14 protein-coding genes are annotated in these 14,690 nt (G+C 71.2%); 11 read left to right on the top strand and 3 right to left on the bottom strand.

The window, feature by feature from the left end; translation table 11 throughout:
• Nucleotides 1–10 precede the first annotated feature (10 nt).
• From Acy02nite_RS00140 to Acy02nite_RS00100, 9 genes are all read left to right on the top strand, one after another.
• Nucleotides 11–520, top strand: coding sequence for a SigE family RNA polymerase sigma factor (locus Acy02nite_RS00140; RefSeq protein WP_203737242.1), 510 nt, complete (start codon nt 11–13; stop codon nt 518–520).
• The gene (locus Acy02nite_RS00135; RefSeq protein WP_203737240.1) at nt 517–1,614 is read left to right on the top strand and encodes a hypothetical protein; all 1,098 of its coding nucleotides are present in this window, start codon (nt 517–519) and stop codon (nt 1,612–1,614) included. Before Acy02nite_RS00140 ends, Acy02nite_RS00135 begins: the two co-directional genes overlap by 4 nt.
• Before the next feature lie 28 nt (nt 1,615–1,642).
• Complete coding sequence (locus tag Acy02nite_RS00130; RefSeq protein ID WP_203737239.1) at nt 1,643–2,374, top strand: YqjF family protein; 732 nt, start codon at nt 1,643–1,645, stop codon at nt 2,372–2,374.
• Nucleotides 2,375–2,419: 45 nt separating this feature from the next.
• Nucleotides 2,420–3,052 carry a TetR/AcrR family transcriptional regulator gene (locus Acy02nite_RS00125; protein WP_203737237.1) on the top strand — a complete coding sequence of 211 codons (633 nt, stop codon included), beginning with the start codon at nt 2,420–2,422 and terminating at the stop codon, nt 3,050–3,052.
• Nucleotides 3,053–3,169: 117 nt separating this feature from the next.
• Nucleotides 3,170–4,996, top strand: coding sequence for an acyclic terpene utilization AtuA family protein (locus Acy02nite_RS00120; RefSeq protein ID WP_239174020.1), 1,827 nt, complete (start codon nt 3,170–3,172; stop codon nt 4,994–4,996).
• A gap of 26 nt (nt 4,997–5,022) precedes the next feature.
• On the top strand, nt 5,023–6,558 hold the full coding sequence (locus Acy02nite_RS00115; protein WP_239174018.1) for an acyl-CoA carboxylase subunit beta: 1,536 nt from the start codon (nt 5,023–5,025) through the stop codon (nt 6,556–6,558).
• Nucleotides 6,558–8,432 (top strand): acetyl/propionyl/methylcrotonyl-CoA carboxylase subunit alpha, encoded by a 1,875-nt coding sequence (locus Acy02nite_RS00110; RefSeq protein ID WP_203737552.1) that lies wholly within the window; start codon nt 6,558–6,560, stop codon nt 8,430–8,432. The genes Acy02nite_RS00115 and Acy02nite_RS00110 overlap by 1 nt, the downstream gene beginning before the upstream one ends.
• Nucleotides 8,433–8,460: 28 nt before the next feature.
• On the top strand, nt 8,461–9,603 hold the full coding sequence (locus Acy02nite_RS00105; RefSeq protein WP_203737227.1) for an acyl-CoA dehydrogenase family protein: 1,143 nt from the start codon (nt 8,461–8,463) through the stop codon (nt 9,601–9,603).
• A gap of 122 nt (nt 9,604–9,725) precedes the next feature.
• Complete coding sequence (locus Acy02nite_RS00100; protein ID WP_203737226.1) at nt 9,726–10,667, top strand: hypothetical protein; 942 nt, start codon at nt 9,726–9,728, stop codon at nt 10,665–10,667.
• A 6-nt stretch (nt 10,668–10,673) separates the two neighbouring features.
• Here the strand turns inward: Acy02nite_RS00100 and Acy02nite_RS00095 are convergent, their stop codons facing one another.
• Nucleotides 10,674–11,855: a putative acyl-CoA thioester hydrolase gene (locus tag Acy02nite_RS00095; protein WP_203737224.1), complete on the bottom strand. Its 1,182-nt coding sequence runs from the start codon at nt 11,853–11,855 to the stop codon at nt 10,674–10,676.
• A 95-nt stretch (nt 11,856–11,950) separates the two neighbouring features.
• On the opposite strand from Acy02nite_RS00095, the gene Acy02nite_RS00090 reads away from it, so the two are divergent.
• Together Acy02nite_RS00090 and Acy02nite_RS00085 are read left to right on the top strand one after the other, a co-directional pair.
• Nucleotides 11,951–12,364, top strand: a complete 414-nt coding sequence (locus tag Acy02nite_RS00090) for a DUF6582 domain-containing protein (protein WP_239173980.1) — start codon at nt 11,951–11,953, stop codon at nt 12,362–12,364.
• 4 nt (nt 12,365–12,368) lie between these two features.
• Nucleotides 12,369–13,421: an acetate/propionate family kinase gene (locus Acy02nite_RS00085; RefSeq protein WP_203737222.1), complete on the top strand. Its 1,053-nt coding sequence runs from the start codon at nt 12,369–12,371 to the stop codon at nt 13,419–13,421.
• A gap of 18 nt (nt 13,422–13,439) precedes the next feature.
• Here Acy02nite_RS00085 and Acy02nite_RS00080 read toward each other — a convergent pair whose 3' ends face one another.
• Entirely contained in the window at nt 13,440–13,913 is a 474-nt protein-coding gene (locus Acy02nite_RS00080) for a hypothetical protein (protein ID WP_203737220.1), read from the bottom strand.
• 85 nt (nt 13,914–13,998) lie between these two features.
• Nucleotides 13,999–14,610, bottom strand: coding sequence for a M48 family metalloprotease (locus Acy02nite_RS00075; protein WP_203737219.1), 612 nt, complete (start codon nt 14,608–14,610; stop codon nt 13,999–14,001).
• Between the last annotated feature and the right edge of the window lie 80 nt (nt 14,611–14,690).

The following is a 14,690-nucleotide window of genomic DNA, read 5'->3' as shown; positions in this document are numbered from 1 at the left end:
TTTTCCGGGCGTGACGTTCGAAGAGTTCGTATCGACCCGGCTGGGCAACCTGGTGCGTTACGCCACCGTGGTCACCTGGGACGCGCACCTGGCCGAGGACATCACCCAGAACGTCCTCGTCCGGGCGCAGGCCCGCTGGTCGCGGATCGGCCGGATGGACGCGCCGGAACTCTACGTCAAGCGCATGGTGGTCAACGAGTTCCTGTCGTGGCGGCGGCGCCGGGCCGCGCAGTCCATCCCGGTCACCGCGGAGACCCTCGACGGGTTCCTGCCGGCGACGCGAGATCTGGCCGCGGACCATGACGAGAGGGACGCGATGCTCCGGCTGATCGCGACCCTGCCGCCACGGCAGCGCGCGGTGATCGCCCTGCGCTTCTACGAGGACCTGGCCGTCGAGCAGATCGCCGAGATGCTCGGCTGCCGAACGGTCACCGTCCGTACCCACCTCGCGCGTGCGCTGGCCACCCTGCAGGGTGCGTTGCCGGCCACGCTCGTGACCGCCGAGGAGCTGCCGCGATGATCGAAGACCTTGTCCGTACGGCCCAGGAGCGCCAGGCCGACCGAGCCGTCCCCGCCGAGCGCCTCCTGGCCGCCTTGCCGCAGCGCGCCGCAGGGGCCCGCCGTCGCCGTCAGTTCGGGGTGCTGGGCGCCGCGATGGCCGCCGCTGCCGTCGTTGTCGCTGTCACCGTCCCTGTCGTCGCCTTGCGCGGCAGCGTCCCGGAGCCCGCCGTGGTGGCGGATGCACCGAGTCTGTCGCCCGGGGTACTGGTAACGCCCACGGGCGCCGCCCAGCTAGGCATGATCGCTATACGATACGGACCGGCCTGGATCCCGTCCGGGTTCAGCGAGAGCATCCGGCAGGCCGACTCCGCCGGCCCGTCCGGCCAGAGCCTGACACGGGTATGGAAGAAGCAGGCCGGCGCTGGTGACCCCTGGAGCGGCGCATCGATCGCACTGACCATTCGCACCGAGGTGGTGGACCCCGCAAGAACGCTGGACACCTCCGGGCAGAAGGTCGACATCAACGGCGCCGAGGGATGGTTCTCGCCGTCCCGGGGCGATGGCAAAGCGGCCCTCGCCTGGGTGGCCGGCTACGACACGGTCCTGATGATCTCCACGAGTCATGTCGAGGTCATCGCGGCGGACCTGCTCCGCATGGCCCGGTCGGTGGGTCCGGCACTCGCGCTCACGTCCGTTCCGGTGTTGCTGGGGTGGCTGCCCGACGGCTGGGAGACCGGGGGAGTCACGATCAGTGGGCCGAGCGCGGCAGCCTGGCGGTACGAGATCACCGCAGGTCGGAGCCCCGTCGCCTCCCCGGGACCGGAGAAGAGCGTCGCCGACTCCAGCTCGGTGTCGGTCGTGGTCGGCACGGTCACCGAGGCCCCGGCCGGAGGCGAGAAACTGACGGTTCGCGGCCGTCCGGCCCGTCACCCGGTCCGCACCGACGCAGCCGGTCACGGCCTCACCTACCTGGTCGTCGATCTCGGGCAGGGGCGCGTCATGACGCTGACCGGCGAGGGGATCACGCTCGGCGATCTCACCAGGATCGCCGAACAGGCCGCTCTTCCGCCGATCGGGTTCACGCCGAAGGATCTGGGCTGGCTGGACCACTGATCACCGCCCGTACGGCAATCTTGTTCTCATGGTTGTCGAAGAGATCACGGCGGAGACGGTACGGCCGGTGGCGCGCGCGGTTCTCGGGCAGCGCTGGACGGATCTGGCGTTCCTGCACTGGGCTGTCGAGCCGGAGCGGGTCGCGCCGCTGCTGCCGCCGGGGACGCGGCCCGACACGATCGACGGCGTCACGTACGCGGGGGTGATCGGCTTCCGGATGGAACGGGTCGGTTTCCTCGGCGGGCCGGGCGTGCCGTATCTGGGGACGTTCTGCGAGACGAACGTCCGGCTCTACAGCGTCGACGCGCAGGGCCGCCGGGCGGTGGTCTTCCGTTCCCTGGAGGCGGAACGGCTCCTCCCGGTGCTGGTCGCCCGGGTGAGCCTGCGACTGCCGTACATGTGGGCGCGGATGCGGATGACCCGCCGGGGCGACGAGTTGTCGTACGTCTCGAAGCGCCGCTGGCCCGGCCCGCGCAGCGCCACGAACCGCATGCGCATCCGGGTCGGTGATCCGATCGCGGAGCCGAGCCCGCTGGAGCATTTCCTGACCGCGCGCTGGGGGCTGCACACCCGGGCGTGGGGCCGCACCCGCCACCTGGCCAACGATCATCCGCGCTGGCCGCTGCACCGGGCGACCCTGCTCGACCTCGACGACTCCCTGCTGGCCGCCGCGGGGCTGCCGGGTATCACCGCCGAGCCCGCCAGCGTCCTCTACTCGCCCGGCGTCCCTGTCGTTTTCGGTCCGTTCACCACCTCCTGACGTCCGCTCGGGCCGTCCCGCCCGGGGGAAGCGATGATGAGGACCATGGGCCGATCACGAACGAATCCCGCGCCGACCGCCCCGGTGACCGCGCGGGGCCGGCGGACCCGGGACGCGCTGCTCGCGGCCGGCCGGGAGCTGCTGGAGACCCGGGGCTGGGCCGGGTTCACGCCCGAGCAGGTGGCGGCGGCGGCCGGCGTCTCCTACGGGACGTTCTACACGTACTTCGAGTCCAAGGACGACCTGCTGCGCAGCATCGTCCGTACGGTGGCCGACCAGATGTTCACCGAGAGTCTGGTCGCTCCGGAGACGGCTGACGACCCGTACGTCCGGATCGTCGCCTCGAATCGTGGCTATCTGCGCGCCTGGCGCAACGCGTCGCGCGTGCTCCGGCTGGTCGAGCAGGGCGCCGGTGAGGACGACACGCTGCGGAAACTGCTGCTCGAGGTGCGCGAGCTCTACGTGCATCGCGGCGCCGAGGGGTTGCGCCGGCTGCAGGAGGCGGGTCTGGCGAATCAGGATCTCGACCCGCGGATGACCGCGATCGTGCTCGGCGCGATGGTCGAGCAGATGGCGCACGTCATCTACTCCCTGCGCGAGCCGCTCGACGAGGACGACGTGGTCGACCACATGTCGAAGCTGTGGGCGGCGGCGATCGGGCTCCGCGAGCGTCCTTGACAATTTTGTCAGATTGCCTAACGTGACTCCCGTCGCCAGCAGGGGGAGGGCCGGGCTGAAGTGCGCACCATCCGCGTCGGCAACTGCTCCGGCTTCTACGGTGACCGGTTCTCCGCGATGCGCGAGATGATCGAGGGCGGGCCGCTCGACTATCTGACCGGGGACTACCTGGCCGAGCTGACCATGCTCATTCTCGGTCGTGACCGGCAGAAGAACCCCGATCTGGGGTATGCCAAGACGTTCCTGCGCCAACTCGCCGACTGCCTCGATCTCATCAAATCGCGCAATGTCCGGGTCGTCACGAACGCCGGTGGGCTCAACCCGCGCGCTCTGCGCACGGCGATCATCGCCCTGGACCCGGCGCTCAGCGTCGCGCACGTGGAGAGCGACGCCGGCAACGCCTATCTCGGGGCGTTCGGCATCGCCGAGGCGTTGAGAAGTGACGCGCAGATCGTCGTCACCGGCCGGGTCACCGACGCCTCGCTCACCCTCGGGCCGGCCATCGCCGCCTTCGGCTGGACCCACGACGACCTCGATGAGCTCGCCGCGGGAATCGCCGCCGGCCACGTCCTGGAATGCGGCGCCCAGGCCACCGGCGGCAACTTCAGCGGATTCACGACGATCGACGTCAGCCGGCCGCTGGGCTTCCCGATCGCCGAGATCAGCGCCGACGGAACGGTCGTCATCACCAAGCACCCCGGCACCGGGGGCGCGGTCACCCAGGACACGGTGACCGCGCAACTCGTCTACGAGATCGACTCTCCGCGATACCTCAACCCGGATGTCACGACCCGCCTCGACACGGTCCAACTCGTTCAGGACGACACGGACAGGGTCAAACTGTTCGGCGTACGGGGTGAGCCCCCGCCCGCCACCACGAAGGTCGGCGTCAACCGGGTCGCTGGTTTCCGCAACGCGATGACGTTCGTCCTGACCGGCCTCGACATCGAGCAGAAGGCCGCCTGGGTCCGGGCCCAGCTCGAAGCGGCCCTTCCCGCCCGGCCGGCCGAGCTCACGTGGGACCTGGTCCGCACCGACCGCACCGACCCGGCCACCCAGTCGGAGGCGTCCGCCCTGCTCCGCTGCCACGCGAAGGATCCCGATCCACAGGTCGTGGGCCGCGCCTTCAGCGGCGCCGCGGTCGAGCTGGCCCTCGCGTCGTACCCGGGATTCCACGTCACCACGCCGCCGGCCGACGCGACCCCGTTCGGGATCTTCACGGCGACGTACGTCCCGCAGTCCGAGGTCCCGCACGTCGCCGTCCTTCCCGACGGCACCGCGGTCCACATCGCACCCCCGCCGCATACGTCCGCGCCCCCACCTGCCGATCCGCCCCCCGGCCCGGCAGCGCGCGGCGAAAACCCGGCTGGTCCTCAGGTGTCGTTCCCACCCCCGGACACACCCCTGATGACCAGCCGGGACCCCGCCGCCATCCGCCCGCCGGGCTCAGCCGGCGCTGAGGGTCGTCCCGGAGGTGCCGTGAGTGCCGGCCGGGACGACGCGCCCGCCGCCGTCCGCCCGCCGGGCCCGGCTGGCACTGAGGGCTGTTCCGGGACCCCGCAAGCAGCCGTGAGCGCCAGCCGGGAGGGTGCGGGGCGGACGGAGCGGGTGGCGCTGGGACGGCTCGTGCACGCGCGCTCCGGAGACAAAGGCGGCACGGCCAACATCGGCGTGTGGATCCCGGCCGGGCATCCGCGGCGACGCGACGCGTACGAGTGGCTGCGCGACTGGCTCGACGCGGATCGGGTCGGGGACCTGCTGCCGGAGACCGGTCCACTGGACGTCACCGTTCATCGGCTTCCCCACCTGTGCGCGCTGAACATCGTCGTGGACGGCCTGCTCGGCGACGGGGTCGCCGCCTCCACCCGTTTCGACCCGCAGGCCAAGGCCACCGGCGAGTGGCTGCGCGCGCGGAACGCCGACATACCGACGGAGCTGCTGTGACGACGTACGAGCACCATCGGGCAGCGATGCTGGAGCGGATCGCTGACCTGGCGGAGCAGCATGCCGCCGCGCTCGCCGGAGGCGGGGCGAAGAGCGTCGACCGTCACCACCGGCGCGGCAAGCTCACCGCGCGGGAACGGATCGAGCTGCTGATCGACGACGACGCGCCGTTCCTGGAGCTGAGCACCCTCGCCGGGTGGGGGACCGACTTCACCGTCGGCGGGTCGGTGGTCACCGGGATCGGCGTGGTCGAGGGCGTCGAGTGCATGATCGTCGCCAACGACCCGACCGTCCGGGGCGGCGCCAGCAACCCGGTCACGCTGAAGAAGAGTTTCCGCGCCGCGCAGATCGCCGCCGAGAATCGGCTGCCCACGATCAACCTGGTCGAGTCGGGCGGCGCGGATCTGCCCACGCAGAAGGACATCTTCATCCCGGGTGGCCGGCATTTCCGCGGGCTCACCGAGGCGAGCGCGGATCGGCGGCCGACGATCGCGCTGGTGTTCGGCAATTCGACGGCGGGCGGCGCGTACGTGCCCGGGATGAGCGACTACGTCGTCATGGTCGCGGGCGGGGCGAAGGTCTTCCTCGGCGGCCCGCCGCTGGTGAAGATGGCCACCGGCGAGGAGTCGGACGACGAGTCGCTCGGCGGGGCGGAGATGCACGCGCGGACGTCGGGGCTGGCGGACTACCTGGCCGCCGACGAGGCCGACGCGATCAGAATCGGACGTCAGATCGTACGGCGGCTGAATTGGCGCAAGCTTGGCCCGGCGCCCCGGGCGTCCTATGACGAGCCGTCGCAGGATCCGGAGGAACTGCTCGGCATCGTGCCGGCGGACCTCAAGATCCCGTTCGACCCGCGCGAGGTGATCCGGCGCATCGTCGACGCCAGTGAGTTCGACGAGTTCAAGCCGCTCTACGGGACAAGTCTGGTGACCGGGTGGGCGCAGCTGCACGGCTACCCGATCGGGATCCTGGCCAACGCGCAAGGGGTGCTGTTCAGCGCGGAGGCGCAGAAGGCCGCGCAGTTCATCCAGCTCGCCAACCAGGCCGACACGCCGCTGCTGTTCCTGCACAACACGACCGGCTACATGGTCGGCAAGGAATACGAACAGGGCGGCATCATCAAGCACGGCGCCCAGATGATCAACGCGGTGTCGAACTCGGCGGTTCCGCACCTGTCGGTGGTGATGGGCGCGTCCTACGGCGCCGGGAACTACGGGATGAGCGGCCGCGCCTACGACCCGCGGTTCATGTTCAGCTGGGTCGGCGCGAAGTCCGCAGTGATGGGCCCGGCGCAGCTCGCGGGCGTGGTGTCGATCGTGTCCCGGCAGGCCGCTGCCGCCGCCGGGCGCCCCTACGACGAGGAGGCCGACGCGAGGACCCGGGCGATGATCGAGGCGCAGATCGAGCGGGAGTCGCTGGCGTACTTCACCTCCGGGATGCTCTACGACGACGGCGTCATCGACCCGCGTGACACCCGGACCGTCCTCGGCATCTGCCTGTCCGTCATCCACAACGCGCCCGTCCAGGGCGCCCGCGGCTACGGGGTGTTCCGACTGTGATGATCCGCAAGCTGCTCGTCGCGAACCGGGGTGAGATCGCCCGCCGCATCTTCCGGACCTGTCGCGCGCTGGGTGTCGAGACCGTCGCCGTGCACGCCGAGATGTCGGACCTCCATGCGGCCGAGGCGGATGCCGCGGTCGTCGTCGAGTCCTTCCTGAACATCGATCAGATCGTCGAGGCCGCCCGCAGATCGGGCGCCGACGCGGTCCACCCCGGCTACGGCTTCCTCTCGGAGAACGCCGGGTTCGCCCGCGCCGTGGAGGCCGCCGGGCTGATCTGGATCGGTCCCACGCCCGACGCGATCGAGGCGATGGGCGACAAGATCCGGGCGAAGAAGCTGGTGTCCGCCGCGGGCGTGCCGGTGCTCGACGGGGACGACACGTTCCCGCTGCTGATCAAGGCCGCCGCCGGTGGTGGCGGTCGCGGGATGCGGGTCGTCACCGATCCCGGGACGCTGCGGTCCGAGCTCGCGGGGGCCTCCGCCGAGGCGCAGTCGGCGTTCGGCGACGGGACCGTCTTCACCGAGCCGTACCTGCCGCAGGCCCGCCACGTCGAGGTGCAGGTGCTCGGTGACCAGCACGGGCGCATCTGGGTGGCCGGTGACCGGGACTGCTCGGTCCAGCGCCGGCACCAGAAGATCGTCGAGGAGGCGCCGGCGCCCGGCCTGCCGGACACCGTGCGCGCCGAGCTGCACCGGCACGCCCTGGCGGCGGCCGAGGCGGTCGGCTACCGGAGCGCGGGCACCGTGGAGTTCCTGGTCGACGGCGACCGGATCTTCTTCCTGGAGATGAACACCCGGCTGCAGGTCGAGCACCCGGTCACCGAGGCCGTGACCGGGCTCGACCTGGTCGCCTGGCAGGTGGCGATCGCCGAGGGGCGGGCGCTGCCGGCGGAGCCGCCGCCGTCATGGGGGCACGCGATCGAGGTGCGGCTCTACGCCGAGGACCCGGCGGCCGGGTTCGCGCCGCAGACCGGCCGGCTGCGCGCGTTCGACTTCGGCGCGCCGGGCATCCGGGTCGACAGCGGGGTCGAGGCCGGCAGCGAGGTAGGCGTTCGCTACGACGCCATGCTTGCCAAGATCATCGCGTACGGGCCGGACCGCGCGTCGGCGATCCGCCTGCTCGCCGACGCGCTGCGCCGCGGCGTGCTGCACGGGATCACCACGAACCTCGCGCTGCTGCGGGCCATCCTCGCCGACGACGACTTCGTCGCGGGGCGGGTCGACACGGCGCTGCTGGACCGCAGACTCGCCGCGTGGACGAGCGCCGGGCAGGACCACGCGGTCCGCAAGGCGGCGCTCGCGGCGGCGCTGGGATCGGCGGTCCGGACCGCGACGTCCGCCGGCGTTCAGGCGCGGATGCCGGTGGCCTGGCGGAACGTGCCCAGCCAGGAGCGGGTGCGGACGTTCCGGCACGCGGGCGTCGAACACCGGGTCACCTATGCGGGCCGGGGCGGCCGGCTGGAGTCGTCGTGGCTGCCCGGCGTGCGGATCGAGTCGGCCGCTGCGGACCACGTGATCCTCGACGATCACGGGGTGCGGGAGACCTATCGGGTGACGGTCGCCGACGGCGGGGTGGACGTCGACGGGCCGGCGGGATCGTTCGACCTGCACGCCGTACCGAAGTTCGCCGATCCGGCGGCGAACCTGGCCGCGGGATCGCTGCTGGCGTCCATGCCGGGCCTCGTCGTAGCACTGCACGTGGCCGAAGGTGATCAGGTGGCGGCGGGTGCTCCGATCGTCGTCCTGGAGGCGATGAAGATGCAGCAGACGCTGACCGCGCCCGCCGCCGGGGTCGTCTCCTCGGTCGCCGTCGAGGTCGGGCGGCAGGTCGCCGCCGGTGAGGTACTTGCCGTGATCGAGGAGTCGTCGTGACCGCGTTCGTCGAGCCCGAGGAGTCGTCGTGACCGCGTTCGTGGAGTCCGAGGAGCGGCGGGAGTTGCGCGACGCCGTCGCCCGCCTCGGCCGCAAGTACGGCGAGGACTACTTCTACGCCGCCGCCCGGGACGGCCGCAAGACCACCGAGCTGTGGCAGGAGGCCGCCGCGCTCGGCTACCTCGGTGTGTCCATCCCGGAGGAGTACGGCGGTGGCGGCGGCGAGATCGGCGACCTGGCCGCGGTCCTGGAGGAGCTGGCCACCGCAGGCTGTCCGCTCCTGCTCATGGTGGTGTCACCCGCGATCGTCGGCACGGTGATCGCCCGGTTCGGCACCGCCGAGCAGAAGCAGCGGTGGCTTCCCGGCCTGGCGCGCGGCACGGCGACGTACGTCTTCGGGATCACCGAGCCGGACGCCGGGTCGAACACGCACCAGATCGCCACGCAGGCCCGGCGTGACGGTGACGACTGGATCGTGAGCGGCTCGAAGACGTACATCAGCGGGGTTGACGAAGCCTCTCATGTCTTGATCGTCGCCCGGGTCGGCGGGCGCCCGTCGCTGTTCATGGTCCCGACCGACGCCCCCGGCTTCACCCATCGCAAGATCGACATGGGGCTGGTCGCGCCGGAGGACCAGTTCACCCTCTTCCTCGACGACGTGCGACTGCCCGCCGACGCGCTGATCGGCAGCGAGGAGGCCGGTTTCGACCAGCTGTTCGCCGGACTCAACCCGGAGCGGATCATGGCGGCGTCGTCGGCGACCGGGATGGCCCGCTGGGCGCTGCGCAAGGCCGTCGCGTACGCCGGGGAACGTGCGGTCTGGGGTGTGCCGATCGGCGCCCACCAGGCGATCAGCCATCCACTCGCGAAACTGCACATCGAGATCGAGGCGGCGCGGCTGCTCACCCAGAAGGCGGCAGCGCTGCACGCCGCCGGTGAGCTGAAGGCCGCCGGCGAGGCCGCGAACATGGCCAAGTACGCGGCCGGGGAGGCCGTCTGCGCCGCCGTGGACCAGGCCATCCAGACGCACGGCGGCAACGGGCTCGCCACCGAGTACGGGCTCGTCCAGGCCCTCGCCACGTCACGGCTGACCCGGATGGCGCCGGTCAGCCGGGAGATGGCGCTGAACTTCGTGGCCCAGTTCTCGCTGGGGCTCCCGCGGTCGTATTGAATCGACGCCCCGCAAGGCCCGGAGTCGACCGCAACGGCGGCGGCCGGCGCGGCGCATCCACTCGGCCTGCCTGACGAGCGGGCTCGCCGACAGCAGGCGCGGGTGTGCTGGATAATGCCGGCGTGATCGACGAGCTGATCGGCAGAGCCGCTGCGGACGACGACGACGCGATCGAGGAGTTGACCGAGATCGCCGACGCCGAGCCGGAGCGCCTGCGGCCGTATCTGGGGCGGATGCTCGACGCGGGCGTGCTCTGGCCGGGCACGATGTACCGCGCGGCCGGCGCCGACGTGGTCGCCCGGGTGGTCGCGCTGGTCGACGCCGGGGAGGAGCCCGAGCTGATCGGCCGGTGCCTGTTCGTGCTCGCGCACAGCCGGCATCAGCTCGCCTACGAGGCGATGCGCCGGTGGATGGACCGGCCGCCGCCCGGCGCGGACCTGCTGCACGTCGGAATGCCGGAGTACGCCCAGGAGGGCGGCTGGACGATCGACCCCGACGGCAGCCGGCGGGAGTTGTGCGGGGACGTCGCCCACGAGTGGCAGCCGCGCGAGGCGCCGGCGCCGCAGTTCAACCCCGAGTGCCCGTGGTGCTCCTCGCCGCTGTGGACGGCCGCCGACCTGGACGGCTCCGAGCCCGCGCTGGCGCACACCGGCTGGGCCGGCCGCCTGAGGTTCCGGACCTGTTTCTACTGCTCCTGCTACACGACGCTGTTCAGTGAGGTCACGCCGGACGGCGGGAGCACGTGGTGGGCCGGGAACACCAGGCCCAGCTTCCTGCAGGTCAACTCCCGTCCGGAGGAGCCGCCGTCCCTGCTGCCGGTGGTGGGGCGCGCCCGCTCGAACCCGTTCCGGGCGGGCGCGTGGAGTGCGGGCGGGTCGACGCTGGGCGGTCATCCGCAGTGGATCCAGGACGCCGAGCACCCCGCGTGCCCCGGTTGCGGCCTGGTCATGAACTACGTGGGCCTGATCGGCGGCGCCGACCTCTACGAGTTCGGTGAGGGCGCGTACTACCTGCACGTCCACGCGTCGTGCGGGTTCGCGGCGGTCACCTACCAGCAGTCCTGAGGTCGGTCAGCCGGCGGACGGGCCGTGGTTGCGGAACTCCCACAGGCGGTTGTGGTTGACGTCGTTCAGGTCGCGGCCCTCGTCGACCCGGGCCACGAACGGGCGCGCGGTCGTGGCGGCCGGGGCCCACGGGTTCGCGGTGTCGAAACCGGCGCCGAGACAGCTGTCGCGGATCACGAGTTGGCCGTTCGGGGTGCTGCCGGGCAGATAACCGGTCGCGCTCGCCCCCTGATCCCAGGCGCGGCCGAGGTGTCCGGTGGGCGCCGCCCGATATCCGGCGTCGGCGACGATGCGGGAATGGGTGACCAGGAAGCCGTACGGGAAGAGGGGGTGGGTGTTGGGGGCGAAGATGACACCCCCGGATGCCTTTCGTGACGACACCAGCCGGAATTCGTCGTGCTCGAAGACCGCGGCGGCCCGTCCGAAGACGAAGTCCGTGTCGCCCTCGATGTAGGAATGCCGGACGGAGACGCGCGCGATGCGGTTCACGTCGTCGGCATTGGCCAGGAACGTGTCCTGCCGGCTGATCAGGCGCATGTTCTCCAGTTGCGTGCGGTCCGCGTCGGTGCGCAGCGCGAGCGCCTGATGCGTGCCGCGGTCCACCGTGTCCAGCAGCGTGTTCGTGATCGTCAGTCCTTTGAGCTGCAGATCCGTGCTCTGCGCCCAGACCACCGTGGCGCACAGCGCGGCCGTGGCGGTGGTCTTGGTGGCGCACGACTGGAACATCGGCCAGGCGGGGTCGCCCTCGGTGTACCGCCCGTCGGCGTTGACCTGCGCGGCCCATTGCGCCGGGGTGATCGTGGCATCGACGGTGAATTCAAGATTCACCTTGTGGGCCGGCCCGTCGCCGAAGATGGTCAGCGGTGGTGTGCCGGAGGGAATGAAGACCGTTCCCGTGTACGTCCCGGGCCGCACCGCGATGTAGAGGCGTCGCGTGCCACCGGCGCGATAGGCGGCGTTCACCGCTTCCTGAATGCCGGTCGACGGGTCGGCCACGAAATCCGGGTGCCGCGGGGTGCGAATCGGACCCGGGCGCCACGGGTCCGCGATCGGGCTCGCGTAGGTGCCGGAATAGCCGAGGTACTGGGCGGCGGTGAACGGCGCGGCCTCGGCGGGGGACAGGATCGGCCGGGCCGGCGTCCCCGGGGCGGCCAGCAGCGAGGCCAGCACGGCAAGCACGATCTTCATCGCGTCCCCTCCTCTAGGAATGCGCTTTCCTGCAGCACCCTACCGTCGATAACCGTCGATGTCTGCATTCCGGCCGGATGGGTATGCAGGAGTCCATGGCCAAGAAGAAGACCGCCCCGCTGGACGCTGCCGACCGCAACGCGATGCCGGACAGCGAGTTCGCCTTCCCGCGGCTGCGCAAGGAGCCGCTGAGCGACGCGAAGCACGTCCGCAACGCGCTCGCCCGCTTCGACCAGGTCCGCGACGCCAGCGACGACGAGCGCGACGAGGCGTTCCGCCGCATCCAGCGGGCCGCCCGCAAGTTCGGCGTGGACGTGTCCGAGAAGAGCTGGCGTGAACTCGGCAAACCCACCAAGAGCATGAAGTCGTCCAGCAAGCCGCGCGATCCGGGCGGCTCACGATCCGAGCGTTCCAAGGCCGAGTTGTACGCCGAGGCCCGCGACCGCGGCGTCGAGGGCCGCTCCACGATGACCAAGGCGGAGCTGATCCGCGCCCTGGAAAAGCGCTGAAGTCGTGAGTGTCCTGACCGTCAACGCGGGATCGAACAGCCTGCACCTCGTCGTCATCGACGGCGACCGCCGGGACATCTCCGGCGCGCCGGGTTCGGACGAGGCCCGCGAGGCTGTCGCCGAGTTCGTCGGAAGCCACGAGAAGCCCGGCATCGTCGCGCACCGGCTCGTCCATGGCGGGGACCTCGTGAAACAGGCGACCCTCGTCGACGACGAGCTCAGGGCCGGCCTCGACAAGGTCGCCGACCTCGCCCCGCTGCACGTGCCGCCAGCGCTGGCGCTGCTGGACACGCTGCGTGACCTGCTGCCGGACGTCCCCCACGCGGTCTGCCCGGACAACGCCTTCCACGCGACCCTCCCCGAGCACGCGGCCACCTATGCCCTCCCGGAGGAGTGGCGCAAGCGGTGGGGGCTGCGGCGCTACGGTTTCCACGGGCTGTCCTACGCGTACGCGCTGCGTCGCACCGCCGAGCTGCTGCACCGCCCCGCCGAGCAACTCCACGTCGTCCTCGCCCACCTCGGCGGCGGTGCCTCGGTCTGCGCGGTCCGCGACGGCCGCAGCGTCGACACGTCGATGGGCTTCACCCCGCTCGACGGCGTCCCGATGAGCAAACGCTCCGGCGCGATCGACCCGGGAATGCTGTTGTGGCTGCTCGACGGCCGGTTGACCCGCGAGGAGCTGAGCGACGGGCTCTACCACGGATCGGGGCTGCTGGGCCTGTCCGGCGGGCGTTCGGGCGACACCCGCGAGCTGATCGGCGACCCCGCGCTGGACGTGTTCACGCACCGGGTCCGCCGGGAGATCGCGGCCGCCGCGACGTCGCTCGACCGGCTCGACGCGCTCGTCTTCACCGGCGAGATCGGCTGGGACCAGCCCGAGGTGCGGCGCGACGTCTGTGCGGGGCTGGGGCTGCTCGGCGTACCGCTGCCGGTCGTCGATGACCCTGAGGCAGACGGCCCGGTCAGCCCGGCGGGCGCCACGGTCCCCGTGCTGGTCGTCGAGCCGCGCGAGGAGTTGCAACTCGCCCGGGAGGCGGCCGCGCTCCTCCCGTCGTAAGCGCGGTTGCCGCCTGGGCTATCGCGGCTTGGTCAACGCCTGGAGCAGCCGGCTGACGTGCTTGTCGACCTGGCCGCGGTCGTAACCGCGCAGGGCGACGTCGAAGGTGATGTTCGCGAGCGCGTCGCGGGCGGCCGCCCGGGAGAACTCGCTGTCCGAGGCGAGGGCCCGCCGCGCCTCCGCGAGCACCGTGTCCACCGGAACGCGGTTGTAGCCGCGCAGGGCGACGTCGAACTTGACGTCCATCAGCGCGTGCCGGGCGGACTCGCCGTCCTCGGCGAGGGCCCACTCCGCCTCCGCCACCGCCTTGCTGACCTGATCACGGTCGTAGCCGCGCAGGACGACCTCGAACGTCGTGTTCGCCAGCGTGTCGCGGGCGGCCGCCCGGGCGGCGGGGCTGCCAGAAGCGGCGGCCTGCTGCGCCTCCGCGAACGCCTTGTCCACCTGAGAAGGGTCGTAACCGCGCAACACCACGGTGAAGTCATGTGCCATGTCCGAGAACGTTAAAGCCTCGGGATCACATCGTTGCGATACGCCTTCGCTTTCTGTCGCCGTCCGGGTGCGTCGGGCGGGCGGGTCAGGATGCGGCTTCGGCCAATTCTGCGAGCTTCGCCTCGATGCTGTTTCGCAGGTCGCCGAGGGAGCCGGCGCTGACCACCTGGACGTTCGCGGCGGCGGTTCCGCTGTCCACGGTGATGAACCTGGCCTCGGGGTTCGTTCCGGCGACCTTGGTCGCGGCCGTAACCTGCGCATCGCCGACCGCGATGATCACCTGGCAGCCGCTGCCGGTCAGGGAGTTGGCGAAGCCTTCGGCGTTCTCGGGTGTCTGCGGGCCGCTGACTGACAGGTTCTGCACACGAACCTGGGTCGTCACCGAACTCTGCTGCATGGAGGTCCAGACCGAGGTGGCGGGTTCCTTCGTGACCCCGTCCTGGTCGGTGAGCAGGCAGGCGGTTGCGTCCAGGTATTCCCGCTGACGCGGTGCAGGGTCCGGCCACAGCGTCCAGGTCGCGATCCCGGCGACGACGGCGACGAGCAGTCCACCGGCGACGAAGCGCCCACGCCCCTGGGTGAGGAGGGCTCGTGGCCGATGCCACGTACCACGGCTTGACCTTGACTTTTGCGGCACCGGCGGAGGGTACGCAGACGAACGCATAAAGATCAAGATCTTGCATAGATCAATTGTCATGGCCCATGATTCGCCGAATCTTGGAAGAAGCTGTGAACACGGGGGCTCCACATGCGACGGCGGATAGCTGTCATCACTGC

Origin of the sequence: Actinoplanes cyaneus (assembly GCF_016862095.1) — a bacterium.
GTDB classification, from domain to species: Bacteria; Actinomycetota; Actinomycetes; order Mycobacteriales; family Micromonosporaceae; genus Actinoplanes; species Actinoplanes cyaneus.
The sequence above is the reverse complement of the archived record's forward strand: the minus strand, read 5'-3'. Positions and strand labels throughout refer to the sequence as shown.

Bases quoted from the DNA above. Each gene is read 5' to 3' on its own strand.
- Acy02nite_RS00135 (WP_203737240.1), top strand. From the start codon at position 517: ATGATCGAAGACCTTGTCCGTACGGCCCAGGAGCGCCAGGCCGACCGA.
- Acy02nite_RS00130 (WP_203737239.1), top strand. From the start codon at position 1,643: ATGGTTGTCGAAGAGATCACGGCGGAGACGGTACGGCCGGTGGCGCGC.
- Acy02nite_RS00125 (WP_203737237.1), top strand. From the start codon at position 2,420: ATGGGCCGATCACGAACGAATCCCGCGCCGACCGCCCCGGTGACCGCG.
- Acy02nite_RS00120 (WP_239174020.1), top strand. From the start codon at position 3,170: ATGCGCGAGATGATCGAGGGCGGGCCGCTCGACTATCTGACCGGGGAC.
- Acy02nite_RS00115 (WP_239174018.1), top strand. From the start codon at position 5,023: ATGCTGGAGCGGATCGCTGACCTGGCGGAGCAGCATGCCGCCGCGCTC.
- Acy02nite_RS00110 (WP_203737552.1), top strand. From the start codon at position 6,558: ATGATCCGCAAGCTGCTCGTCGCGAACCGGGGTGAGATCGCCCGCCGC.
- Acy02nite_RS00095 (WP_203737224.1), bottom strand. From the start codon at position 11,855: ATGAAGATCGTGCTTGCCGTGCTGGCCTCGCTGCTGGCCGCCCCGGGG.
- Acy02nite_RS00090 (WP_239173980.1), top strand. From the start codon at position 11,951: ATGGCCAAGAAGAAGACCGCCCCGCTGGACGCTGCCGACCGCAACGCG.
- Acy02nite_RS00080 (WP_203737220.1), bottom strand. From the start codon at position 13,913: ATGGCACATGACTTCACCGTGGTGTTGCGCGGTTACGACCCTTCTCAG.
- Acy02nite_RS00075 (WP_203737219.1), bottom strand. From the start codon at position 14,610: ATGACAATTGATCTATGCAAGATCTTGATCTTTATGCGTTCGTCTGCG.